This window comes from Spirosoma soli, from assembly GCF_042684525.1.
In the GTDB taxonomy this organism is placed as follows: Bacteria; Bacteroidota; Bacteroidia; order Cytophagales; family Spirosomataceae; genus Spirosoma; species Spirosoma soli.
Map to the genome: position 1 here is coordinate 295931 of NZ_JBHULN010000005.1, position 23752 is coordinate 319682.

Sequence of the window (23752 nt, forward strand, 5' to 3'; positions counted from 1 at the left end):
AACGGCGTTATAAAGTCAGAGAAGTTGATGATGGTCTGCGAATTTCCAGGCGCATCGTGGCGAAGGCATGACGGAGGGCGCTAGCCATTGTGGCTTTCGTAACTACATGAGACAGATCTATTCCTAAATGCACGATGGTCTGCGCAATCTCAGGGCGGATACCACTGATAATGCACTCCGCTCCCATCAAACGGGTAGCATTTACGGTCTTAATCAGGTGCTGCGCTACCATGGAATCTACCGTGGGAACACCCGAAATGTCTAGAATGGCGATACCGCTGCCGGTACGAACGATCTCCTGAAGCAGATTCTCCATGACAATCAGTGCCCGCGAGCTGTCCAGTGTTCCGATCAAAGGCATGGTCAAAACTCCATCCCAGACCTGCACAACTGGCGTCGAAATCTCGGTCATTTCGTTCGTTTGCCGCCTTATCACTTCCTCTCGTCCCTGAATAAATGTCTCGAACGTAACAACGCCCAGACTATCAATAAGCTTACTAATTTTAAGGATTTCGTCGAGTAATTGTTGTGGATTATCAGCACGCTCGTGCTGAAGAATTTCGATCAGAGCATCTTTCAAGCTAAATATGTAAGTACCTGTTTCGCGCGGTGTAAACCCCTGACGGGCCCGGGAGATTGAAATACTTGACAATAATTCATAAAGTGGACTTGAGCTTGAAGAGTCCAGGCGGGAGAGGTTTTTAGTAGCGATCTCTTCTACCAGTGTACTCAAAAGCTCTTCCGACTGCGCTCGTAAGTCATCATTATTCATGAGGTCATCCCGCAGTCCCTCGTCGGCTAACTGGTTCTTCATCCACAAGGTTAGGATTTGTTTCTTCCTCTGGCGAAGTATACCGATAATCGAATCATTCATAAGTATAGATTATAACCTACCAAATATACTAAAAGGTTTATTAATCAGACGGCCCTCAGAGATTAATACTTAATCATTTGTCCGTCGAACAGACTTCATTCTCCAGCGTCTTCAACTCGCGTGTTCACTCCTACATAAACAAGAAACCACCCCTGCAAACAAGGGTGGTTTTCGACCAGTAGAATAAAACAAAATCTTAGGCGCTGGCCAGTGCTTCGGCACCACCCACAATTTCAAGAATTTCGGTCGTAATAGCCGCCTGACGGGTTCGGTTATATACCAACCGTAACTCTTTCAAAAGCTCACCCGCGTTTTCAGTGGCTTTATCCATTGCTGTCATTCGTGCTCCGTGCTCCGACGCATTTGAATCCAACACTGCTTTGTAAAGCTGTATCTTCAACGTTTTCGGAATCAGCTCCGTAATGATTTCTTCTTCGGATGGTTCGAACGTATAGTTGATCGCTGAAGCAACCGAAGCACCAGCCGGAGCTTCCGTGGCAACAATCGGTAGCATCTGCTCAGTCCGAACAATTTGCACCGCTGCATTACGGAACTCGTTGTAGATTACTTCAACTACATCGTAACGCCCCGTCGCAAAACCATTCATAACCTCTTCGGCCGCTTGCCGTACAGTTGCAAAATTCAGCGAGCTAAAGATGTCAACGTGTGTGGTGTTCACTTTAAAGCCACGGCGTTGAAACGCTTCTGCGCCCTTCTTACCGATGGCCATAATTTCAACATTACCCGAACGGGCCTGGGCTGCGTATTTCTCATCCATTAATGCCAGAGCTCCTTTCACGGCATTCGTGTTGAATGCACCGCACAGTCCACGATCCGACGTAACGACGATTAACAGTACCCGCTCCACAGGCCGCGCCTGCTTGTAAGGACTTTCTGACGCAGTTTCAGCACCCGCCGAGACTGTGCCAAGCATTTGGCTCAACTTCTTGGCATAGGGCCGTAGTTGCGTAATGTTGTCCTGAGCCCGGCGCAACTTAGCAGCCGCCACCATTTTCATGGCTTTGGTGATCTGCTGGGTTGAATTAATCGATGCAATGCGGGCGCGTACTTCTTTTAGAGATGCCATGTTTCAGTGAGTAAGCTACTAAGTGAGCAAGTAATAAGTGCTGAGTGAATTCACTTAATAACTTACAACTTGCTCACTTACAACCATTACTAATAATTAGCCGATAAATCAGCTGCTACTTTCTTAAGAGTCGCCGTAGCTTCATCCGAGAGCTTACCAGCGCGGAGATCACTCAGTACGTTTGGATATTGCGCATTAAGCACCATGGCGAACTCACTCTCAAACGCCTTCACTTTGTTAACTGGCACTTTGTCCAGCAAACCATTGGTCGAAGCGTAGATGATAGCGACTTGCTGCTCTACAGGTACCGGCGCATACTGCGGCTGTTTCAGCATCTCCTGGTTCCGGCGGCCCCGTTCGATCGTCAATTTAGTCGATGCGTCAAGATCCGAACCGAATTTGGCGAAGGCTTCCAGCTCGCGGAACTGGGCCTGGTCCAGTTTCAGCGTACCAGCCACTTTCTTCATCGATTTGATCTGCGCGTTACCACCCACGCGCGATACCGAGATACCTACGTTGATGGCTGGCCGGATACCCGAGTTAAACAGGTTCGACTCCAGGAAGATCTGTCCGTCTGTAATCGAGATTACGTTCGTTGGGATGTAAGCCGATACGTCACCAGCCTGTGTTTCGATGATTGGCAGCGCCGTCAGCGAACCACCACCTTTCACCTTGCCTTGCAGCGATGGTGGCAGGTCATTCATATTTTTAGCGATGTCGTCGTTGGCGTTGATCTTCGCGGCCCGCTCCAGCAAGCGGCTGTGCAGGTAGAACACGTCACCAGGATATGCTTCGCGTCCTGGTGGGCGACGCAGCAGCAGCGACACCTCGCGGTAAGCCACCGCCTGCTTCGACAAATCGTCATATACGACCAGCGCAGGACGACCTGTATCGCGGAAGTATTCACCGATGGCAGCCCCCGTAAATGGCGCAAAGAACTGCATCGGCGATGGGTCCGACGCGTTAGCCGATACGATTACGGTGTAGTCCATGGCACCCGCCTTGCGCAACGTAGCTTCTACCTGTTTCACGGTCGATGCTTTCTGACCGCAGGCTACGTAGATACAGAACACGGGCTGACCTTTGTCGAAAAATTCTTTCTGGTTGATAATGGTGTCTATCGCCACGGCGGTTTTACCCGTCTGACGGTCACCAATGATCAACTCCCGTTGCCCCCGTCCAATAGGAATCATGGCGTCGATCGCTTTGATACCCGTTTGGAGTGGTTCGTTTACTGGCTGACGGAAAATTACGCCCGGTGCTTTACGCTCCAGTGGCATCTGAAATAATTCACCCTGGATGGGCCCCATGCCGTCGATCGGCTGGCCAAGGGTGTTTACAACGCGACCTAAGATACCATCACCTACATTTACGTAAGCAATCTGATCGGTACGCTTAACCGTGTCTCCTTCTTTGACGTCCGAATAGTCGCCGAGCAATACTGCTCCGACGTTATCTTCTTCCAGGTTCAGAGCCATCGCCTGAAGCCCATTGTCGAACGACAGCAACTCGCCGGCCTGCACTTTCGAGAGGCCGTAGATACGCGCTACGCCGTCGCCGATTTGCAGCACCGTACCGACTTCTTCGAGTTCAGCCTCGGTTTGAGTTCCCGCCAGTTGCTGGCGCAGAATGGCTGATATCTCGTCGGGTCTTACGGATTCCATATGTGTATAATGAAAATGAACGATTGATTTTAGGCCGCAAAGGTACGATTAAAATTCGATAAAAACTTGTTTATGGCTAGAATTATGGGCTGAATGTTAGACTTTTCCGATACAGTGCCACGGCTCATTTAAACCGTTGACAGCTTAGTCAGACCGTTTGTCAAGATTCGGGTTATTTTCCAGCAGGCGCATTGGTAAAACCCAGAAGAAACAACTACTTTTATCATTCATCTCTTCTGATCACAGGAAGTTGAAATTTCATTAAAAGCAGTATTTACCAAACTTTTCTGCTACTAGTTCACGTTTTACTACTAGATCAGTTACCTTTTACAATCACCTTGTTTCGTTCGCATGAAGTTTAATCAATGGATGCTGGCTAGTATGATGTCGGCTTTTTTTATCGCTGGTTCGGCTACCGCCCAAGTTAAAAAACCGGCTGTTACTAAACCAGCTTCGGGTGCCAAGGCTACGACTAAAGTTAAACCCGCCACTGGTGCAACCTTAGCCTCTTCTCAAGACTCTATTAGTTATAGCATCGGCTTGTTCATGGCTCAGAATATGCAGCAACAAGGCATAACGAGTGTCAACAGTGCATTGCTTGCTAAAGGATTAGAGGACGCGATGAAAGGCCAACAGGGTCCGTTGTCATTAGAGCAGGCCAGCCAGGTTATGTCTAGTTTTATGCAGAAGCGAACGGCAGCCCGCAGTGCTGAGAATCAGAAGCTATCTGCAGAAAACAAAAAAGTGGGCGATGCGTTCCTGGCAGAGAATAAAACGAAGCCGGGCGTAACGACAACGGCCAGTGGCTTACAATATTCGGTTGAAAAAGAAGGCACTGGCGCTAAACCAACGGCCACAGATCGAGTTAAGGTACATTACACCGGCAAACTCCTGGATGGTAAAGTGTTCGACAGCTCTGTAGAACGCGGGCAACCAGCCGAGTTCGGGGTTACTGAAGTGATTAAAGGCTGGACAGAAGCGCTTCAACTAATGCCAGTCGGTTCTAAATGGAAATTATACATACCGGCCGAACTCGCTTATGGCGATCGTGGAGCTGGACAAGAAATCAAACCCGGCTCAACGCTGGTGTTTGACGTTGAGTTGCTTGATATTGTTAAACAATAAAGAGTGAAAGAGCGAATGAATGAAAGAGTGAAGTACCTGTTGGTTAGTAATAATTCGCTCTTTCATTCACCGCTACGGCGGACCGTTCTTTCGCCATAAACCTGGGTAATATAGATGAAGAAGTATCTGGTGACCCTTGTGCCCGTGCTGATGTTAAGCTTTCAGCCGGACTCGCCTTCTGGGGCGTCTGCTTTAGATAAAGCGGCCCTTAGCGCCCTACCACCGTCCTCTACGATTGACGACCTGAAGCCGTCTGTTTCGCAGGAGAAAGTGGAAACCTTAGTAGCCAAACTGTTGACGACTTACCATTATCGGAAGGTGCGCCTTAACGACTCACTATCGTCAGTTGTTTGGGACAATTATTTGAAAGAAGTTGACAACAATAAGACCTACTTACTGGCCTCAGATGTTGCCGCTTTTGAGAAATACCGCTACCAGATTGATGATGCCCTGGTCAATGGCGACCTAACAGCAGCTTATGATCTGTATAACGTGTTCCGTAAACGCCAACAGGAACGGAGCCAGTTTATTAAAGATCAACTTAAGAAACCTTTCGTCTTCACCACTGATGAAAGCCTGAATATGGACCGTGAGAAAGCGGCCTGGCCTAAATCGGTAGAGGAACAGAATGACCTGTGGCGCAAGATCCTGAAAAATCAGGCGCTTGAGTTGAAGCTCAGCAGCCGGAGCGACAGCGCCGTAGCGGCCTTAATGACCCAGCGTTACAACAACTTAGATAAGGCGTATAACCGGATCAAAAGTGCCGATGTATTCCAGTTCTACATGAACTCGTTTGCCGAGGCCCTTGACCCGCATACAAACTACCTTTCTCCTACAAACGCTGATCGTTTCAATCAGGAAATGAGCCAGTCGCTGGAGGGTATTGGCGCCATGTTGCAGGAAGATGGTGACTACATTAAAATCACAAACGTACTACCGGGTGGTCCGGCCTTTAAGAGTAATCTGCTTAAAGTAAACGACAAGATTGCGGGCGTAGCCCAGGGTGACAATGGCCAGATGGTGAACACCATGAATTGGCAGGTAGATGAGGTTGTTAAACTCATCAAAGGGCCCAAAGGTACGGTTGTGCGCTTGCAAGTTGTTTCACCTGACGCCATTGCTGGGGCTCCGCCGAAAGAGATTCGTTTGGTTCGTGAAAAGATTAAGCTTGAAGAGCAGCGGGCCAAGAAAGAAGTGATTGAAATCACTGACAATGGCAAGCCATTCAAAATTGGCGTGATCAACGTGCCAATGTTCTATCGCGATTTTGAAGGTGCTCGCAAACGGGAAGAAGGTTTCAGCAGCACCACCAGCGATGTGAAAAAGTTTGTGGAAGAGCTAAAAGGCGAAAAAGTAGATGGTATTGTGATTGACCTGCGCGACAACGGCGGTGGTTCATTGACAGAAGCCATCAACTTAACGGGCCTGTTCATTCCCAAAGGACCAGTCGTGCAGGTTCGTGAGTCGACGGGTGAAACGGAAGTTTACACTGACCCCGACCCGTCGGTAACCTACGATGGCCCAATGGCTGTGCTGGTCAACCGATTCAGCGCATCAGCATCAGAAATTTTCGCGGCTGCCATTCAGGACTACAAGCGTGGTATCATCATTGGCGGGCAAACCTTTGGTAAAGGTACCGTACAGACGCTGATTGACCTTAACCAGTGGCTACCGAAAGAACCTGAGAAGGTTGGTCAGGTTAAGATGACGATCCAGAAATTCTACCGCATTAACGGTAGCAGCACTCAGCACAAAGGCGTAACGCCCGACATTCAGCTACCTGAGGCTTTCTCAGCGGAGGAATATGGCGAAAGCTCACAAGCTAGCGCGCTACCCTGGGACCAAATCAACTCGACTCGGTATGACGTATCGCACGGTATCGACGATAAGGTTCTAAGCCGCCTACGTGACCGTTTCGATCAGCGGCTCAAGTCTGATCCGGAACTGAAGCAACTGGCGCAGGATCTGGCTGATTTTAAAAAGGCGAAAGAGAATAAGGTGGTGTCGTTGCAGGAGTCGAAGCGCCGGAAAGAGCGGGAAGAAGCTGAGCGGAAACGAGCGGCCGCCAACAAGGTATCGCAGATAACGTCGCCAGTTGACGAAACCGGAACGCCGTCGCCGAATGCACCGAAAAAGAAGAAAGACCTGTATCTGAATGAAGCAGGTATGGTGCTGGCTGACTACATTTTAGCAGTCAATAAATAACATAGATACAGGCTAAGCCGCCAATGGCTTTTGACTGTGCTCATAGAAAACCCCGCGCTGCAAACTGTTGCGCGGGGTTTTCGTTTTATATACTATCCAACAAGCGTAACCTAATTACCGATTTCCGGCATGTGGTATTTTCTAATCAAGCAAAACACACTCGACACGGGACAATACCAGGCTCTCCAGAAACGAGCTTTACTAACCGAAGTAGAATTATTCAATGAGCCGTACGAAAACTGGTACGTGTTTTCGGTCAACAAAGATGATTACCATACCTTCATGGATCACCTCGACCGCGCAGGCATCGGCTACGATCTGGCTACGGAGCGGCCGACACGGGATGAGATGCTAGCCAGAATGCGGTAATATTAATGAACGATTGGAACGGTATTATCAGACGGCACAGTCATGGCTAAATCTACGCGACGTACCCGCCGAAAGAATCGCCACGTGAGTAAAATAGCCGCCAGCGTAAGTCCTGCCAGTAAACCAATCCAAACGCCTACAGCATCCATCTTAAACGGAAATGCCAACACGTAACTCAATGGCAAGGCTACTCCCCAGTACGAAAACAAAGTGATCAGCGTTGGCACATTCACATCCGACAGGCCACGCAACCCACCCAAAGCCACAACCTGAATACCATCGGAGAGTTGGAAAAAACCGGCCATAATAACCAGGGCGGCTGCAATGCGCATTACCTCAGGGTTGTCGCGGATGTACAGCGTGACCAGCCAATCGTTAGCGGTTAAGAATAGTAGAGCCGTTACGCTCATAAACCCAACGGATAATCCAAAGGCCGCTATACCTGCCCGAAGAATTCCTTCCCGGCTGGCTCGACCAACAGCGCTTCCAACCCGAATGGCAGCCGCCGACGATATACCTGTTGCCATCATGTAGGTGACCGACGCCATATTGATCGCAATCTGGTGAGCAGCCAAACGGTCTTCGCCCAACCAACCCACAATAACCACGGCCAGCGAGAACGTAGCGACTTCAAAAAAGAACGTCAAGCCTCCTGGTATACCCAGCCGAAGAATGGTCCAGGCTTCGTCAGCGCAAGGCAACGAGGCAAAAGCTGATGTCAGAAAAGGGGCAAAACGGTTTGCTCGATAAATATACAACAACATGGCTCCGGCCATGAACAGCCTCGATAGGAGCGTAGCCATGGCTGATCCCATCAACCCTAGTTCAGGAAATGGACCAATCCCGGTAATAAGTACATAGTTAAATAAGGCGTTTATGGCGAGCGCCGACAACGTAATGACCATAGCCACCCGTGGGTAGCGCAGTCCGTCGCAGAGTTGCCGGGCCGCCACGAATACCAAGAGTGGTAGCAACGAAGCACTCAGTATGAGCATAAAATCGCGGGACAACCGAGTCACCTCAGGAGTCTGCCCAAACAAGTCGAAGTTATACGCCAGTAGTACCGACAACCCACCCAGCAGCAGGCTTAGCAACACACCAACGCGTAAACCCGCCCGAAATAGTCGGTTTACAGCCGCAGCATCGTTCTGACTATGCGCTTTGGATACCAAAGCCGCTACAACCGACAAGCCACCCACACCAATGCTCGACATTAGAAATGACAGGGAGTTAGCCAGCCCGGCCGCTCCTAAGGGTACCGCTCCTAAAAGCCGTCCGACGAAAAGATTATCAGTCACGCCCATCAGCACCACGCCTAATTGAGCAATCACAATCGGAATACTCAGCCGAAGCGTATCAACGAACTCGGAGCGGTAAACGCGTAGCAGCGGGCGGTAAGCAAACAACATACACCAGATAATTAGGTCACAAAGGTACGGTTTCTATCAAGTAAGGCTTCGAGTGGTTTTACGGGACTTCAGTCTAAATCAAAATAGCTTATTGGTACTACTATAGACCGGATGAATTAATTTTTTTTGCGATAAAACCGTCTATACGTTTAGCTTTGTGCGGCCTACAGAAAAGCACTGAAATTGAGCGCCTTAGTATCTACCAGAAGCCTGTCGGTAAGACTATATTATTCGTCAACGACCCGTTTTCAACCGTCCTATGGTATCACCAACTATACCGCCTACCCATTCACCGGAGCGATTACAGACACTGTGGGCGGGAGTCCGACGGAAAGAGTATACTAGCCTAACCGAGTTATACCGGCACATCTATGCTGATCTGCTCAATTTTGGTATGTTGTTCGGGCACGATGGGGCAACCACTAAAGATGCTATCAATCAGATTTTCCTGGAAATTTGGGAGCGTGGGGAGGCTTTGCCTGCCGTCGACAATGTACGCTCGTACCTGATCACATACCTGCGCCGGAAACTCCTCCGCGAGTATGAACATAGCAGCCGATTCAGTGAATTAAACGACAACGAATTAGTGAGCCAGCGGTCGTACGAAGAGGTAGTGATTCAAGCGCAGCAGGAAGACCACATTCGGCAACGGCTGCAGGCAGCATTGGCCCAGCTAACGCCCCGTCAGAAAGAACTAATTGAGATGCGCTTTTTTCGCGGTCTCTCAAACGAGGCCATCTGTCAGGCAACGGGCATGAACGTCAACACCGTGTACAACACAATTTCGTCGGCCCTGAAAACCTTACGGCAAACACTTGGTCAGGAAGATTATTTCAATCTCCTGACGTGGTGGCCACTGCTGTTTCCCTTTGTACTTCAGGTGGAATCACTATCCGATTTATAAATACTATTTTTCCTTGTGAGGTTTTGCCCAGCTGCTGCACTATGGAGTAGCACTTCATCAACAACCTCAACACATGTGCAACTTATGATGACCGTAACGAATGAATCACGAAAACTACACGGTTGACGACTTCCTGATGGACGACCAATTCCTCGCGTATTGTCGGGGAAGCGATCCGGCAGCCGTAGCCTTTTGGGAAACGTGGCAGTCAGGAAAACCACCTAACCTGGTGGCTTTTGAGAAAGCCAAACGGCTTCACAACGTACTAAGTGGCCAAAAACCGCGCCTGGATGAATCCTTGCAGGAACTGGAAACGCTGATTCATAATCAGAATCAACCGGCTCAGGTCATACCCATGCCCGTTCCCAGACGGTCGCGGGTTACCTTCCAGTGGTGGGCCGTGGCGGCTTCTGTTCTGGTAGTGAGTACGCTGAGCTGGTTAGGCTATCAGTACTGGAACAACCAGTATGTGACCTATAAAACTGCCTACAACCAGCGGCAAAGCATTCAATTGCCCGATGGCTCTACGGTGACCCTGAACAGCCATTCTGTACTCAGGCATCGACGTAACGCCTTTTCGGAGGATGGTCGGTCGGTTGAGTTAGAAGGCGAGGGCTATTTCTCCGTTCGGCATCTAACCACCCACGCCCCTTTTCGGGTCAGGACCAATGGGGCTTTCGACGTTCAGGTGCTGGGCACTGAGTTTAGTGTATATGACCGCCCAGCCCTGCATCGTGTCGTACTAAACACGGGGCGGGTTCAGGTAGATTTTCACGATAAACGGGCGGATGTCATACTGCAACCAGGGCAACTGATTGAAACAAGCGACACAGTTCAGCCAACAAAACCACGTACCGTCCGCGCTGATCAATATAATGCCTGGCTCCGGAATCAGTTGGTGTTCGAGAATACGAGCCTGAGCGAAGCCATTCGCACGGTAGAAGAACAGTTTGGAGTTAAGGTGCAGGTTGAGGGCGTCGATCTGAAAAATCGTACGGTAACAGGCATTTTACCAATTAATGAACCAGAAACGGTTCTGAATGCGCTGGCAGAACTAGCGCAACTTAACATTCGCCAAAAGGATAATGTCTTTGTTCTAAGTCGTCAATAACTGGTAGTCGAGCATGCAGTTTATAGGGTCCGCCCTGACCAAGCGGGCGTCGTTCAGTACGTATTTGATAAGTTATCTGCTTACAGTTGGCGTTGTCGCTTTCGGGCAAACACCCATGTCATTACGCGACGGGTTAAAGAAGCTTAATCAAATGAGGGGTGTGTATTTCCTGTATGATCCGCAGGTGATTGACGGGCAGACGATACGGGCACCCCTCAACTGGAAAGCCGATACGGAACCACTGCTGACCCAACTCCTGGCGGGTACTAACTTGTCATTCCGCAAGGTCAGCGATTGTTACCTGATTGAGCCAGAAAACGAGCGAATAAGGCCTGGCTCACCAACCCCTCCCCCCAGCCGACGCTTCACCATTAACGGGTTTGTCAAAGAGCATAACAGTGGCGAACGGCTCGTTGGAGCCACCGTATTTGTAGCCGGAAAGTCAGGAACGATGACCAATAATTACGGCTTCTACGCGCTCTCACTGCCAGAAAGCGACAATGTGGAGCTGATCATTTCTCTGGTGGGCTACCAGCGCGTTTACCGGCGCATCCGGCTGGATCGCGACCTGACCTTAAACGTAGAACTGATCAACAATGACCTTCTCGACGAGGTTGTGCTCACCTCCGACGCCACCGAACGTGCCGGATCGAGCCCGCAAACGAGCCAGCATACGTTACCCATGCCCCTGGTCGAGAGTGCCCCCATGATAGCAGGCGAGAAAGACGTACTTAAGACACTCCAATTTATTCCGGGTGTTCAGAAAGAGACTGACGGTCAAGTGGGGTTGCACGTACGCGGGGGAGGCACCGATCAGAATCTGCTCATTCTGGATGAAGCACCCGTGTACAATGCCAATCACTTATTCGGGTTTGTTTCGGCCTTCAACGTTGATGCGCTTAAAAGTGTACGGCTGCAAAAAGGAGGCTTCTCGGCGCGGTATGGAGGAAGATTGTCATCGGTAGTTGACATGAACATGCGCGAGGGAAATAAAGAAAGCGTTCACGGCGAAGTCGGCACGGGTTTAATCGCATCGCGTTTGCTGCTCGAAGGCCCTATTATTCGTAATAAAGCGTCGTTTCTGATTACGGCCCGGCACACAAACTTCAGTTCATTACTCGGTGGCTTCGTAGCTGGTTTAGCGACTAATTACACCGGCACGAACTGGAAGGCCAATTTCTACGATCTAAACGCCAAAGTAAATATCGAGTTAGGCCGTCGTGATCAATTGTACCTGAGTGGCTATTTCGGTCGTGATTTTTTTGGGGGTGGCGATAGCCTGGATCGTAACCGCCGGTGGGAGAATGTTATACAGTGGGGAAACGCAACCAGCACCCTCCGGTGGAATCACCTCTTCAGCGAGCGACTATTTTCCAATCTATCACTCATTTACAGCCGGTACAACTTCACGACGCACACGAAATATATTCCGTATGATTCGTCGGACCCGACAGTGGCCCAAAACACCTGGCGGTATTTTAACAACCTAACGGATTACACCGTCAAGTACGATCTCGATTATTTTCCGAACCTGGCGCATCAGGTACACGCAGGCCTGGCCGTAACCCAACGTTCGTTTCGGCTCAACGGCTATGAAGTGATTAATTCTGAAGCCTTGATCCACCGGGCTCATCACGAAACGACTCAATCCGTTGAAACCTCAGTCTACGCCGAAGACAGTTGGGACATAAGCAAACGGATCAAAGCTACCATCGGCGGCCGGGCTACGCTGTACCGTATTCAGGACCAGTCATATACACGAGTAGAGCCGCGGGTGTCAATGGCTGCGAAGCTCAACGAAACCACGGCGTTACGTGCGTCCTACGCCCACATGAACCAGTTTGTTCATCAGCTAACGAACACCGGCGAAGGCTTACCCACTGACCTTTGGGTCCCGGCTACCCCTCAGGTGAAACCCCAGCAGTCGCGCCAGGCGGTGCTGGGCCTCGTTCACGACCTGACGCCGAAGTGGCAACTGACCATAGAAGCCTACCAAAAATGGATGCGGCACATTGTCGGCTATCACCCCTACGCCGATTTTATTGACGTAACGAACGCAAAGGGAGCCGAAGGTATCCGGTGGGAACAAAATGTGACGAGTGGTCACGGCCACGCATCGGGCGTGGAGGTGATGATCCAGCGTAAAACCGGTCGGCTCTCCGGTTGGATAGCGTATACCTGGGCTATAACGCGGCAAGTTTTTGAGGAGCTCAACAATGGACAACCGTTTTACCCGTCTTTTGACCGTAGACATACGTTGTCGTGGGTAGGAGCTTACGAGTTCACCCCAACCCTAAAACTGTCGGCATCGTGGTCATACAGCTCCGGAAATCCGCAGTCGTTACCCGTGTCGGGCGTACCCAGCTTTGGGCATCTGGGTTTAGGTAAAACCGGGCCGCCAGCAACGTCGGGCGAGTCGCTCTTTGGGTCGGAAGGCCCTCTGGTACAAGTGCGGGATTCGTACAATAAATTTCGGGCGGAGCCGACTCACCGGCTTGATCTTAGCCTCCAAAAAACGTTCGTGGCCCGGCGACTCTCACACACGCTTGAAGCAACAGTGGTCAACGCTTATGGCCGACGTAATCCTTTTTACTACGATCTGCATCTGGATGCCAGCAATCAGTTAGTGCTTAAACGGGTGTCTCTGTTTACTTTTATCCCATCCATTAGTTATACCTTACGATTTTAACCAATGCGGTGGTGGATACTCGTCATACTGACCGTAAGTATGGTCGGCTGCTTAAAAACAACGGATGAAATTGACCGGGCCCGGCTGTCCTCCGACCGTGACTCGAAGCTATACGTTGTTTGCTTTATATCACCGCAAGACACCATCCTGTCCGCTAAAGTGGCCATGTCCGAACCCAAAGTTATTGCAGCGGCCAGCCCTGCTCTCCTCATTAAAACAGCGACTGTTACGATCAGCGACGAAGAGCAGAGCGTTACGCTACCCTACGATAGTGCGGTGGGTTATTACCGGGCTAATCCGGCTGGTAAATTGGCCATTCGGGCAGGCCGGACGTATCGTCTTACCGTTTTGATGGACGAAAACCGTCGGGTGACCGCTCAGGCTACGGTACCGGTGCCGGTTCAAATTCAGCGGGTACAAGTTGACTCAACTGTGGCAATTACCGGCAGTAACCAGTTTGTACTGTACACGACTACTATTTATTGGAATTCGCCGGGTGGCCTGAATTACTACCGGGGCTGGGGCCAATTCACCCAAACCATACGCGATAATAAGCCTGGGCAACCGGACGAAACGCGCATTAGCCAGCCGTCTTTTTTCGTCGATCGCGAAGACAACGTTGGGCCTAGCCTCCGATCGGTAACGGGTACGCACACACTACTTGCTCCGGCTCCGGCTCAAATTCGGACAAAAGCCGCACACATCGGTCTTTTCAACACGGATGTAAATTATTACCGCTACCATACCACGCTGCGTGAACAGCTCAGTACGCCCAATAACTCACTAGCCGAAACGACTGGTTTATTCTCTAACATCGACGGAGGCTATGGTGTCTTTGCCGCTTACAACGCCACGTATGTTGTCGTTCGATAAGAGAGAAATTAAGGCTTCTTAAACAGCCGTAGCGTTTTTCTCCTAGCTTCCGTTTCAGTCGCTGGCATACAAAAAGAAAAAGGGCAAGCTTAGCGCTCGCCCTCATCTTACTTCCGATACACAATGATTATGGTAACAGCACCTGATCAATGACGTGGACAACACTGTTGATGGTCACAATGTCAGCAGCCGTTACGTTGCTTGGACTGGCGTTGCCGTTTCCTTTGACCGTCACAGACTGGTTCATGCCGACTGTTACCAGCACTTTACCACCCTGTAACGTACTCACTTCGTCGGTGCGCAGGGTGGACGAGAACTCCCGGCCACTCACAACGTGGTACGTTAAAATACGGGCTAACACAGCTGGATCAGCCGCCCGGATGGCATCAATGGACGCAAAACCAGCCGCCTGGAAAGCCGCGTTAGTGGGGGCAAACACGGTGAAATTACCGGTTGCCAAGGCCTGAACCAAACCGGCCCGCTGAACGGCCGCTACTAAATAGGACAGATTCGGATTGGTAGCCGCTACCTCTACAACATTACCGGCAGGTGGTAAGAGTACCCGATTGATAACGTGAATCAGGCCGTTGGTCGCCCGTATGTTGGCCTGCTGAACGAAGATACCGTTCACTGATACCCCTTGCCGACGAGCCACCTGCACCTGCCCACCGTCGAGCGTGGTGAAGCCCGTAATACGCTCAGTAAATGTCTCCGTTGGAAACCGATTTCCAAGTACGTGATAAAGCAAGATTTTGCGGAGCGTGTTCACGTCAGCGTTGTTGATTGCATTCACATCGGCGAAACCAGCCGCCTGGAAAGCGGCATCCGTTGGGGCAAATACCGTCAGACTACCGGTGCTTAGGGCCGTTGCCAGACCAGCTCTTACGACAGCCGCTTTGAGTAAGGAGAAGCTGGGGTTTTCAACAACAATATCCGTAATTGACTTGGACACGGCGCCACCGGTGGGCAGTAATACCTGGTCAATGACATGAACAGCTCCGTTGATGGTAACCACATCAGGATTGACAAGGGTAGCTGGCGTTGCATTCCCAAGCCCTTGCACCGTTGCCCGGCCGGGTACCCGTGTGGTGGCCAGGGGGTTTCCTTCAAGCGTCGTTAAGCTTCCTTCGCTTAGTTGAGACGAAAACCGGCGCCCACTGACGACATGGTAGCGCAGAATACGGCTCAGCACGTTTGGATCAGCCGCCCGAATCGACTCAATCGTCGGAAAGCCAGCCGCCTGAAAAGCCGCGTTGGTGGGCGCAAAAACAGTAAGTGTTCCTGAAGCCAGCGCCTGTACCAGGTTGATTTCGCCCTGGCTAGCCCGCTGAACAGCCGCTACCAGATACGTCAGGTTTGGATTTGATACAGCCACTTCAACCGTATTCCCGGCGGGAGGTAACAGCACTCGGCCGATGACGTGAATGACACCGTTATTGGTTTCCAGGTCGGCTTGTGAAACAGAAATACCGTTGACCGACAGTCCTCCCTGGCGGGTTGCGTACACGGGTTCGCCATGAAGCGTAGTGAAACCCGCCAGTTGCAGCGGAATACTTTCTTCAAAAAAGCGGTTTCCACCAATTACGTGATAAAGCAGAATTTTGCGGAGCGTATTTACGTCAGCATTATTGATTGCGTTCGCATCGGCGAAACCAGCCGCCTGGAACGCTGCGTCGGTCGGCGCAAAAACCGTCAGGTTACCCGTACTTAAAGCTTCGGCCAATCCAGCTTTGATAACCGCAGCCTCCAGCAGTGTGAAATTAGGTGAACCCACAACGACATCCGTAATACTTTGGTTAACTCGTACTCGAGATTGGGAGGGCTGAGCAGATTCCTGCGGTTGAATCGCCCGGTCGCAGGCAGCTCCTATCAGAAGCGCTATCAGCAGCACGAACACACGTTGTGGGAGCAAAAACATCTGTTTCATAACAATCGGTAACTGGTTTTGAGTTGAAGAAGTAAATTCACTCCAACTGGGGTCTGGTATCTGACCGTTGCAGAGGAGCGTTCAAGTCTTAGTGCTTCCGACCGTCATGATCTCACAAAATTTTTTGCAAAAAATTAACGTATTAATATAAATCTACTGGTAGTCAGACAATTAACTAGTACATATCGACACCCATAATTGAGCGTTTAGCACTATTTTAGACTATTAAGTGCCGACGCTCACAAGTTAATTTCTGCAAAAAGCGACGTACTGGCTTACCGCCTTCTATCTATTAAGGCTATAGAGTCCCCTTCAAGGGTAATTCCTTGTCCCTTGCTCTATTCCTTTGTACTTTTGTTCTCTTTATCACGAACCCGGCAATGCCCTTGAAAGAATACGGCAGCAGTATCCAAAAGCTGGTTGACAACATGGTCAACATCGAAGATCGGGAGAAGCGTACCCGATACGCACACATCCTGATCGAGTTGATGCGGCAGATTCACCCGAATATGAAGGATGGTCAGGACTACTACAATAAGTTGTGGGATGACCTGTACATTATGTCCGGTTTTACGCTGGATGTGGATAGCCCTTATCCGCCACCGTCAGAAGAGGCCTTAGGGAAGAAGCCGCAACGGGTTCCCTACAATACTCACAATCTGAAGTTTAAGCACTTCGGCCGCAACGTTGATTTGCTGATCGCCAAAGCGTCGGCCATGGAAGACCTCGACGAACGGCGAGCGTTTGTGTCGTATCTGACGCGGCTGATGCGCACCTTTTACCAAGCCTGGAACAAGGAGTCGGTTGAAGACGAGACAATCTACCAGAGCCTGATCGAATTGTCGAACGGTAAACTCTACGACGACATTAAACTGATTCGCGAGCAGGGCCTTGTTGAAGCTACGCCCCGCGAACGAACCGGCGACCAAACGCAGCCCCAACGCATCAGCAGCAATAACTACCGGAACGACCGCGACCGAAATGATAATTCTGGACGGAATCGGAATAATGGCTCGGGCCCTCAGCGAAACTTCGGTAACAACAATCGAAACCGGAACGATAATCAGGGGCGCCCGAACAACGGCTCGGGTCCACGCAACTTTGGTAATCGGAATGACCGAGACGGCGGACAAGGCCGCCCCAACAACCGCGACCGGAATGACGGACAGGGCGGTCCAAATCGTAACAACGACCGTCGGAGACGGTAAACCGGTTAGTGATTTACAGGAGGTTGCCGACCGAGCGGTTTTAATACTATTTCCCCAAACAGGTTTGAATTGGAACAACGCCGAGGTCGTACAACGTAACTAACCAATCGTAATTCGTACATCGTAAATCGTATTTCATTTTGGCTTCATTTCAAATTACAGGCGGTCGCAAGCTCAAAGGCGAACTGATTCCGCAAGGGGCAAAAAACGAAGCCCTACAAATTCTTTGCGCGGTTTTACTCACCAAAGAACCCGTAACCATTCATAATATACCAGGCATTCGGGATGTCAATCAGTTGATCGATCTGCTCGGCGACTTGGGCGTTTGGGTTACTAAAATAGGCGAAAGTTCTTACCGTTTCGTAGCCTCCGACGTTAATCTGGACTATATTGAAACAGATACTTATAAGCGTAAAGCAGCCGCCCTGCGTGGGTCAGTAATGCTATTGGGCCCCATGCTGGCGCGCTTCAAGAAGGGTCGCATTCCGCGCCCAGGTGGCGACAAAATCGGTCGTCGGCGACTGGATACGCACTTTCTGGGTTTTGAAAAATTAGGCGCTCAGTTTAATTATGACGCCAACGATGGTGGGTACTACCAGGTAGACGCCAGCAACCTACGCGGCACTTACATGCTTCTGGACGAAGCATCGGTAACCGGCACAGCCAACGTACTGATGGCAGCCGTTATGGCCGAAGGTACTACTACCATTTACAACGCAGCCTGTGAGCCCTACTTGCAGCAGCTGAGCAAAATGCTCAACTCAATGGGTGCCAAGATTACGGGCGTTGGTTCGAATCTGCTCACCATCGAAGGTGTTTCTGAGCTGCATGGAACGGAGCATACGATGCTGCCCGATATGATTGAGATTGGCTCGTTCATTGGCATGGCAGCCATGACACAGTCGGAGATTACCATCAAAAATTGCCAGATTCCACAACTGGGTATTATTCCAGATCAGTTCAAACGGCTGGGAATCCAGATGGAGTTCCGGGGCGATGACATCTTTATTCCGGCTCAGGAACGTTACCAGATCGAGAGTTTTCTGGACGGTGGCATGATGACCGTGGCCGATGCCCCCTGGCCTGGCTTTACGCCTGATTTGTTAAGCATTGTGCTCGTAACGGCGGTTCAGGCCCAAGGTACGTTGCTTATCCACCAAAAAATGTTCGAGAGCCGATTGTTCTTCGTTGACAAGCTGATCGATATGGGGGCTCAGATCATTCTCTGCGATCCACACCGCGCTACGGTCGTTGGCCTAAACCGGCAATTGCCTTTGAAGGGCATCCGCATGTCGTCGCCGGATATTCGGGCGGGCGTTGCCTTGCTGATTGCTGCCATGTCGGCCCAGGGCACCAGCATTATCGACAACATCGAACAGATTGACCGGGGCTACCAGCACATCGACACCCGACTGAACGCCATCGGCGCCGAGATTACCCGGTTGTAACAGGAAGATTTAATGATTAGGCGCGGGGATTTCCCCGCACTTTTTACATTTATGCTATGTCATCGCTGAATGTGTTATTCTGGAATGTCCATAAGAAAAACCTGACTCCTCAAATTGTCAATCTTGCCTTAAGCAAAGACATTGATATTTTGGTACTGGCAGAAAACCCAGTGAGTTCAGTGCAGCTCATTCAAGCGCTAAACATAAGTGGGCCCTACTACTTTCAAAATCACCCGCTGTCTCAATGTAAAAAGATTACTATTGTCACTAAGTTTCACTACGACTTAATTATGCCGCAAGAGGAAGATCATCGCCTTACGATTCGACGGATTCGTTTACCAACAGGCACAGATTTCTTACTCACAGCACTTCACCTAGGAGGCAAAGGTAATTTCACGCCAGAGAGCCAAAGCGAAGCAGCATCATTAGTCGCAGAACAACTCATACGAGCCGAAGCTCGACTTGGCGTAGATCGTCACGTTGTGCTCGGAGATTTTAATATGAATCCTTTCGAGCCCGGTATGATTAAAGCCAATGGCTTCCACGGTACTATGTCGAGCGAGATTGCCGAACGCGGGTCCCGAACAGTACAAAAGCGGGAGTATACGTACTTTTACAACCCGACGTGGGGCTTGTTTGGCGATTTGAACAAAGACGTGTCAGGAACGTATTATTATCAACGTGCCGAGCATGTCTGCTACGAATGGAATGTGTTCGATCAGATATTGGTGCGACCAAGTACGATTAATAATTTTGTGAAAGGAAGTTTAGAAATTATTCATAGCGATAGTGTAACTTCATTGCTGACGAACCGAAACGTACCTAATGAAGATATGTACTCAGACCATTTGCCGTTATTCTTTACGCTGAAATTTTGAAATCATGGAGACACAAAACCTGTGGCCCGATTTTGCTATTGAAACCACTAAAAGCCCAAAAGCTATTTTAAAAGAGCAGGCAGGCTACTTGATGGCAAAGACTAACAATCTACTGTCGGCAGATGTTCAAACTGGCCAAAACAACCAAGATAGCATAGTACATGATTTTTATATAGTTGCTCCAGCCTTAAATAACTATCGCTTTAGAGTACTAACAATAGTACATGAAGCAATATATTACCCGCTAACCGTATTCTGGGATAAGTATAATGTTGATTTCACAGCTGAAAATCAGGAAGAATTCATCGAATTGTTGCGTAAGATATTTAAGGACCCTAGTACAATTCAAGTAATCTCTTCTCTTCTCTCTCAAAGCCTTGCTGAATAGACAACATCGAACAGATTGACCGGGGCTACCAGCACATCGATACCCGACTCAACGCCATCGGCGCCGAGATTATCCGGTTGTAATCATAATCCTCTCTACAAAAAGCGACTTGGGTTCATCCGAGTCGCTTTTTTCTTGGTAATAAGCCCATATATTGTCTTGATTACATCGAGGTCCAATAACCTACAAATAGCTGATAGAGCTTCTCAGTACTCAGCAAAATAAAAGCTGATAACTACCGCATTAAACCATCTTCCTTTTTTCTTGTCTTTAGTATGTTGCCCCGTTAACTTGGCGGCAGAAATAACTTTTTAGCAAATCAAATACACGATGAAAACGCTCCATTCCAACCTAACAATCTGGCTCTTAGCTGCGACCTTATCCGGCACTTCACTAGCAGCCTGCGCTCAGGCGACAACAGGCACGACGGCAGCGGCCGCCCCTGCTGATCCGGCCAAAAGTACGTTGCTCCAGCCCATGCAACAGATGGTGACTAAACTAAAGAAACTGCAGGCTACAGGTGACCCTGACTTTGACTATGCTTTGCAGGCAAAGGTTCACACCCAGGGCGGGCTGGATTTGATGAAGCAGGAAGTGCAGGCGGGCAAAGATACCTCGTTGAAAAAAATGGCGCAGACCTTAATGGCAGCAGCTCAGAACGACGTTACCATGCTCGACGGCACCATGAAGCAGATTAAACCCACACGGCCCAATCAGGCGTTTACCCAGCAGCAAAGCCGTAATATCGAAGCGATCAACCTAAAATTGCAGCAAACGGGTTCGAGCGACAAGCTAACCGGTGATATTGACAAAAACTTTGCCGCTCTTCTGCTCGATCAGCGGCAGGATGCCATCGATATGGCCAATACCTATCTGCAATATGGCAAGAATAGCACGTTACGGACCTATGCTGAGCAAATGATAGCCAAGGCAAAGCAGGAAATGGACCAAATCAAGGCGCTTCCTAAATAAAGAGAACATTGCCGTACGAGTAACAGTAGTAGCTTTACGCCTAACGTTACTCTAGCATGGAATTAGCTGACAAATTTATCCCGACGGCTGGTGTCGTCGGGATTTTACCTATGATCACGTACTTCTTCCTGGTCGTGACCACGTACGCCTTTCTTGGCCATTTCATTTTTGCCCTGGCGTCGCGTACCAGCGTCGGACCAGAACATCGTACCTCCCAAATTTTAACGGCTATGATAGCCGCCGTAGCAGGGCTCTCCTACTACCTGATTCAATATTATTACCACGATTTGCTGACGGAGTTAGCCAGAGTAACTGATCCTAACGACCGCCAAACCCTCATCCGCGAGTCGTACACAGCTATCGGGCAGTACCGTTACATGGATTGGGCCGTTACTACGCCTTTACTGCTTATTAAAATCTTGCTGATGCTACGGATACCGTTGCACGAAATCAAACGACCGTTGGCATCGCTTCTGGCTGCTGATTTTTTTATGATTCTGACGGGATATATAGGCGAGCAACAAATGTCGTTTGACAACGAAATTCTGGTTGGTCCTAAACTTATCTGGGGAGCCGTTTCGACACTTGGGTACGCCGTCATCCCCTTTGTTCTGTACCAACTGTGGAAACAGTTTGCCCATAGAGCGCTGCCGGAAGAGCAACAAGCCTACCGGTTAATGGCTCTGACAACCGTTACGTTCTGGGGTGTTTATCCAATTGGCTACATCCTAACCGTGTTCAATATAGATCTGAATTATATTCACATTGCCTTTACCATCGCCGATGTTATCAATAAAGTTGGTGTCGGCGTAGTAGCCTATTTAGCCAGTAAAACAGCAGTAGAAAGACGAGTGCCCGAAGATGCTGTAGCCACTGCTCATCAACTCGGCTAAACTGCAAATAATAATAAAGCAAACCCTCCCGGTTTATAGTCGGGAGGGCTCATTTGTGAATTTCTATTGGCTATTAGGCCAGGAATGGGGCCACAATTCGTAGCACGTCTTCTTTCGACAGCGGCTCATCCCAGGCTTCCGTTGCATTCTCGAACGGAACACCATTGACCCTTATATCTATTCCTGCCTGATTCGTATTGTCTTCGCCTGAGTAAATAGCGTCAGGAACGCCAGGGCTTCTATAACCGGTGATCCAGCCCTTTTGGCCACGTAAATCGCGTACGCGGGCCGCATGGCGAGCCTCAACGGAGTGAATCTGCAAAGCCGCCGTCAAGATAGGATCGTTGTTAATGAGCCGGGGCGCCTGTCCTTTATACGCCCGAACGCCCGTATCTTCAAACGCTTGCGCAAGCGTCAGAAACACCTGATAGTTGGTAAACGGATTAGGAAATGCCCCTTTCGCCGTGAAATCAAATCCTGGCTTCCGAACGGCCTGCCCACCTAATACTGATTGCAACAGTTTAACGTGAGCGTTTTCGTGCTTCTGAATTTGTCCGAAAACCACGCGCGACGTACCAGTCAGTAAGTTTGGCGTGTCCATGGCGACATTATAGAACTCAGCTTCGAGGTATTCGAGCGTTAGGGCGAAGTTTAACACGTCAACAACGGTTGGGTCAAGCGCCTGTCCGTACGCTTTATTCAAAGCCGACGCTAATACGGTCGGTGCTGCAACGGCAGCGGCTTTCCGACCAATCATGTTGAACATGTGACGGCGCGAAACGTGTTTCAGACGGTCGTAGACTTCCCCGTCCACCTTCTCCAGTTCAGAGATTATATTTTGTAAGTTCATTGCGTTGAGATCGTTTAAGCAGTTGGTAAATTATTAATCCGGAGGTCTTCTTTAATGAATCGCTTTGCTTCTGGCAATACCTGAGAGGGTAGCAGAGCGCGCTCTAAACCCGTAGTTGGGTCAATGACGTCATCGCCTGCAAAAGCCGTACTACCCGGACTGATTAACTCGCGAACAATTGCCGCATGGCGCGCTTCAACCGATACAATCTTACCCGAAATGGCTAGGTTGGTTGCATTGGTAAGCAACTGACCAGCTCCGTTATAAGCTGCGGTTGCCAGATCGGCGAAGCTTCTGGCTGTTTGCAAAACGCTGTCGCGACTCCGGAAATTTACACTGCTGTAATCGAGTGTCAACTGAGGAATGGCAAAGCTGCCAAGTACCTCTTTGAAGAATTTTTTGTGGGTGATTTCCTGGTTACGGAAGTCAATGAATATCTGACGTTCTTTCTCCGAAGCACCTTCGTAGAACTGATCCGTTACCAACTCAAGAAAGCGGAGTTCGGCCTGCTCTAGAGCAAACGCATAATTCAGTACGCCAATGTCACCCGAGCCTAAGTCAATGATATCACCCTCGCGAGCGCCAGCTGTTGAGCCGCCCCCTGGGCCGGCAAGAGGTTCGGGCATCTTATCCGTACAAGCGCTCATAATCAATCCCGTAGTGGTAGCTACGCCTACGTAACGCATGAACATTCGGCGCCCGGCAATAATTGGTGAGATTGGTAACACCGACAGCGGCTGCTTGGTCGGAGCTTGGCCTTGAGGTAGTTTTTCCATTATGTAATAAACGTTTAGTTGAGTACTGCTCCCGATCGTCCGGAGAGCAACATTAAGTACTACACAAGCTCAAAAACGTTTTACTTTAAATAAGGGAAATGT

20 protein-coding genes are annotated in these 23752 nt (G+C 49.8%); 13 read left to right on the plus strand and 7 right to left on the minus strand.

The features are described from left to right. Positions 1-7 precede the first annotated feature (7 nt). From ACFSUS_RS10775 to atpA, 3 genes are all read right to left on the minus strand, one after another. Entirely contained in the window at positions 8-874 is an 867-nt protein-coding gene (locus ACFSUS_RS10775) for an STAS domain-containing protein (protein ID WP_381522361.1), read from the minus strand. Between the two features lie 196 nt (positions 875-1070). Then, the gene (gene atpG, locus ACFSUS_RS10780) at positions 1071-1961 is read right to left on the minus strand and encodes an ATP synthase F1 subunit gamma (RefSeq protein ID WP_381522362.1); all 891 of its coding nucleotides are present in this window, start codon (positions 1959-1961) and stop codon (positions 1071-1073) included. Positions 1962-2050: 89 nt separating this feature from the next. Then, positions 2051-3625, minus strand: coding sequence for a F0F1 ATP synthase subunit alpha (gene atpA / locus ACFSUS_RS10785; RefSeq protein ID WP_381522364.1), 1575 nt, complete (start codon positions 3623-3625; stop codon positions 2051-2053). 351 nt (positions 3626-3976) lie between these two features. On the opposite strand from atpA, the gene ACFSUS_RS10790 reads away from it, so the two are divergent. From ACFSUS_RS10790 to ACFSUS_RS10800, 3 genes are all read left to right on the plus strand, one after another. Then, positions 3977-4750, plus strand: coding sequence for an FKBP-type peptidyl-prolyl cis-trans isomerase (locus tag ACFSUS_RS10790; protein WP_381522366.1), 774 nt, complete (start codon positions 3977-3979; stop codon positions 4748-4750). A 114-nt stretch (positions 4751-4864) separates the two neighbouring features. Beyond that, the gene (locus ACFSUS_RS10795; protein ID WP_381522368.1) at positions 4865-6955 is read left to right on the plus strand and encodes a carboxy terminal-processing peptidase; all 2091 of its coding nucleotides are present in this window, start codon (positions 4865-4867) and stop codon (positions 6953-6955) included. A 129-nt stretch (positions 6956-7084) separates the two neighbouring features. Further along, positions 7085-7324: a hypothetical protein gene (locus ACFSUS_RS10800; protein ID WP_381522370.1), complete on the plus strand. Its 240-nt coding sequence runs from the start codon at positions 7085-7087 to the stop codon at positions 7322-7324. 2 nt (positions 7325-7326) lie between these two features. Here the strand turns inward: ACFSUS_RS10800 and ACFSUS_RS10805 are convergent, their stop codons facing one another. After that, entirely contained in the window at positions 7327-8745 is a 1419-nt protein-coding gene (locus ACFSUS_RS10805) for an MATE family efflux transporter (protein WP_381522534.1), read from the minus strand. Positions 8746-8992: 247 nt separating this feature from the next. On the opposite strand from ACFSUS_RS10805, the gene ACFSUS_RS10810 reads away from it, so the two are divergent. The 4 genes from ACFSUS_RS10810 (at position 8993) to ACFSUS_RS10825 (ending at position 14310) form a co-directional block, all read left to right on the plus strand. Continuing rightward, entirely contained in the window at positions 8993-9637 is a 645-nt protein-coding gene (locus tag ACFSUS_RS10810) for an RNA polymerase sigma factor (RefSeq protein ID WP_381522371.1), read from the plus strand. 100 nt (positions 9638-9737) lie between these two features. After that, positions 9738-10748, plus strand: a complete 1011-nt coding sequence (locus ACFSUS_RS10815) for a FecR family protein (protein WP_381522373.1) — start codon at positions 9738-9740, stop codon at positions 10746-10748. A 13-nt stretch (positions 10749-10761) separates the two neighbouring features. Next, positions 10762-13437: a TonB-dependent receptor gene (locus tag ACFSUS_RS10820; RefSeq protein WP_381522374.1), complete on the plus strand. Its 2676-nt coding sequence runs from the start codon at positions 10762-10764 to the stop codon at positions 13435-13437. 3 nt (positions 13438-13440) lie between these two features. Further along, positions 13441-14310, plus strand: coding sequence for a DUF4249 domain-containing protein (locus ACFSUS_RS10825; protein WP_381522375.1), 870 nt, complete (start codon positions 13441-13443; stop codon positions 14308-14310). Between the two features lie 127 nt (positions 14311-14437). On the opposite strand, the gene ACFSUS_RS10830 is transcribed toward ACFSUS_RS10825, so the two are convergent. Then, positions 14438-16237, minus strand: a complete 1800-nt coding sequence (locus tag ACFSUS_RS10830) for a fasciclin domain-containing protein (protein ID WP_381522377.1) — start codon at positions 16235-16237, stop codon at positions 14438-14440. Between the two features lie 386 nt (positions 16238-16623). On the opposite strand from ACFSUS_RS10830, the gene ACFSUS_RS10835 reads away from it, so the two are divergent. The 6 genes from ACFSUS_RS10835 to ACFSUS_RS10860 all read left to right on the plus strand — a co-directional run bounded on the left by ACFSUS_RS10835 (position 16624) and on the right by ACFSUS_RS10860 (position 22024). Next, the gene (locus tag ACFSUS_RS10835) at positions 16624-17445 is read left to right on the plus strand and encodes a DUF4290 domain-containing protein (protein WP_381522536.1); all 822 of its coding nucleotides are present in this window, start codon (positions 16624-16626) and stop codon (positions 17443-17445) included. Positions 17446-17585: 140 nt separating this feature from the next. Beyond that, the gene (gene murA / locus ACFSUS_RS10840) at positions 17586-18893 is read left to right on the plus strand and encodes a UDP-N-acetylglucosamine 1-carboxyvinyltransferase (protein ID WP_381522378.1); all 1308 of its coding nucleotides are present in this window, start codon (positions 17586-17588) and stop codon (positions 18891-18893) included. A gap of 56 nt (positions 18894-18949) precedes the next feature. Beyond that, positions 18950-19771: an endonuclease/exonuclease/phosphatase family protein gene (locus ACFSUS_RS10845; protein ID WP_381522380.1), complete on the plus strand. Its 822-nt coding sequence runs from the start codon at positions 18950-18952 to the stop codon at positions 19769-19771. Between the two features lie 4 nt (positions 19772-19775). Continuing rightward, positions 19776-20159 (plus strand): hypothetical protein, encoded by a 384-nt coding sequence (locus tag ACFSUS_RS10850; protein WP_381522382.1) that lies wholly within the window; start codon positions 19776-19778, stop codon positions 20157-20159. A gap of 330 nt (positions 20160-20489) precedes the next feature. Further along, on the plus strand, positions 20490-21131 hold the full coding sequence (locus tag ACFSUS_RS10855; protein ID WP_381522384.1) for a DUF305 domain-containing protein: 642 nt from the start codon (positions 20490-20492) through the stop codon (positions 21129-21131). Between the two features lie 56 nt (positions 21132-21187). Next, positions 21188-22024: a bacteriorhodopsin gene (locus ACFSUS_RS10860; protein WP_381522386.1), complete on the plus strand. Its 837-nt coding sequence runs from the start codon at positions 21188-21190 to the stop codon at positions 22022-22024. 73 nt (positions 22025-22097) lie between these two features. On the opposite strand, the gene ACFSUS_RS10865 is transcribed toward ACFSUS_RS10860, so the two are convergent. Together ACFSUS_RS10865 and ACFSUS_RS10870 are read right to left on the minus strand one after the other, a co-directional pair. Next, positions 22098-22874 carry a ferritin-like domain-containing protein gene (locus ACFSUS_RS10865; protein WP_381522388.1) on the minus strand — a complete coding sequence of 259 codons (777 nt, stop codon included), beginning with the start codon at positions 22872-22874 and terminating at the stop codon, positions 22098-22100. Positions 22875-22888: 14 nt separating this feature from the next. After that, complete coding sequence (locus tag ACFSUS_RS10870; RefSeq protein WP_381522391.1) at positions 22889-23650, minus strand: ferritin-like domain-containing protein; 762 nt, start codon at positions 23648-23650, stop codon at positions 22889-22891. Positions 23651-23752 lie beyond the last annotated feature (102 nt).

Bases quoted from the DNA above. Each gene is read 5' to 3' on its own strand.
- ACFSUS_RS10825 (WP_381522375.1), top strand. From the start codon at position 13,441: ATGCGGTGGTGGATACTCGTCATACTGACCGTAAGTATGGTCGGCTGC.
- ACFSUS_RS10810 (WP_381522371.1), top strand. From the start codon at position 8,993: ATGGTATCACCAACTATACCGCCTACCCATTCACCGGAGCGATTACAG.
- atpG (WP_381522362.1), bottom strand. From the start codon at position 1,961: ATGGCATCTCTAAAAGAAGTACGCGCCCGCATTGCATCGATTAATTCA.
- ACFSUS_RS10795 (WP_381522368.1), top strand. From the start codon at position 4,865: ATGAAGAAGTATCTGGTGACCCTTGTGCCCGTGCTGATGTTAAGCTTT.
- ACFSUS_RS10865 (WP_381522388.1), bottom strand. From the start codon at position 22,874: ATGAACTTACAAAATATAATCTCTGAACTGGAGAAGGTGGACGGGGAA.
- ACFSUS_RS10800 (WP_381522370.1), top strand. From the start codon at position 7,085: ATGTGGTATTTTCTAATCAAGCAAAACACACTCGACACGGGACAATAC.
- ACFSUS_RS10870 (WP_381522391.1), bottom strand. From the start codon at position 23,650: ATGGAAAAACTACCTCAAGGCCAAGCTCCGACCAAGCAGCCGCTGTCG.
- ACFSUS_RS10815 (WP_381522373.1), top strand. From the start codon at position 9,738: ATGAATCACGAAAACTACACGGTTGACGACTTCCTGATGGACGACCAA.
- ACFSUS_RS10820 (WP_381522374.1), top strand. From the start codon at position 10,762: ATGCAGTTTATAGGGTCCGCCCTGACCAAGCGGGCGTCGTTCAGTACG.
- ACFSUS_RS10860 (WP_381522386.1), top strand. From the start codon at position 21,188: ATGGAATTAGCTGACAAATTTATCCCGACGGCTGGTGTCGTCGGGATT.
- ACFSUS_RS10850 (WP_381522382.1), top strand. From the start codon at position 19,776: ATGGAGACACAAAACCTGTGGCCCGATTTTGCTATTGAAACCACTAAA.
- atpA (WP_381522364.1), bottom strand. From the start codon at position 3,625: ATGGAATCCGTAAGACCCGACGAGATATCAGCCATTCTGCGCCAGCAA.
- ACFSUS_RS10790 (WP_381522366.1), top strand. From the start codon at position 3,977: ATGAAGTTTAATCAATGGATGCTGGCTAGTATGATGTCGGCTTTTTTT.
- ACFSUS_RS10855 (WP_381522384.1), top strand. From the start codon at position 20,490: ATGAAAACGCTCCATTCCAACCTAACAATCTGGCTCTTAGCTGCGACC.
- ACFSUS_RS10845 (WP_381522380.1), top strand. From the start codon at position 18,950: ATGTCATCGCTGAATGTGTTATTCTGGAATGTCCATAAGAAAAACCTG.
- ACFSUS_RS10830 (WP_381522377.1), bottom strand. From the start codon at position 16,237: ATGAAACAGATGTTTTTGCTCCCACAACGTGTGTTCGTGCTGCTGATA.
- ACFSUS_RS10775 (WP_381522361.1), bottom strand. From the start codon at position 874: ATGAATGATTCGATTATCGGTATACTTCGCCAGAGGAAGAAACAAATC.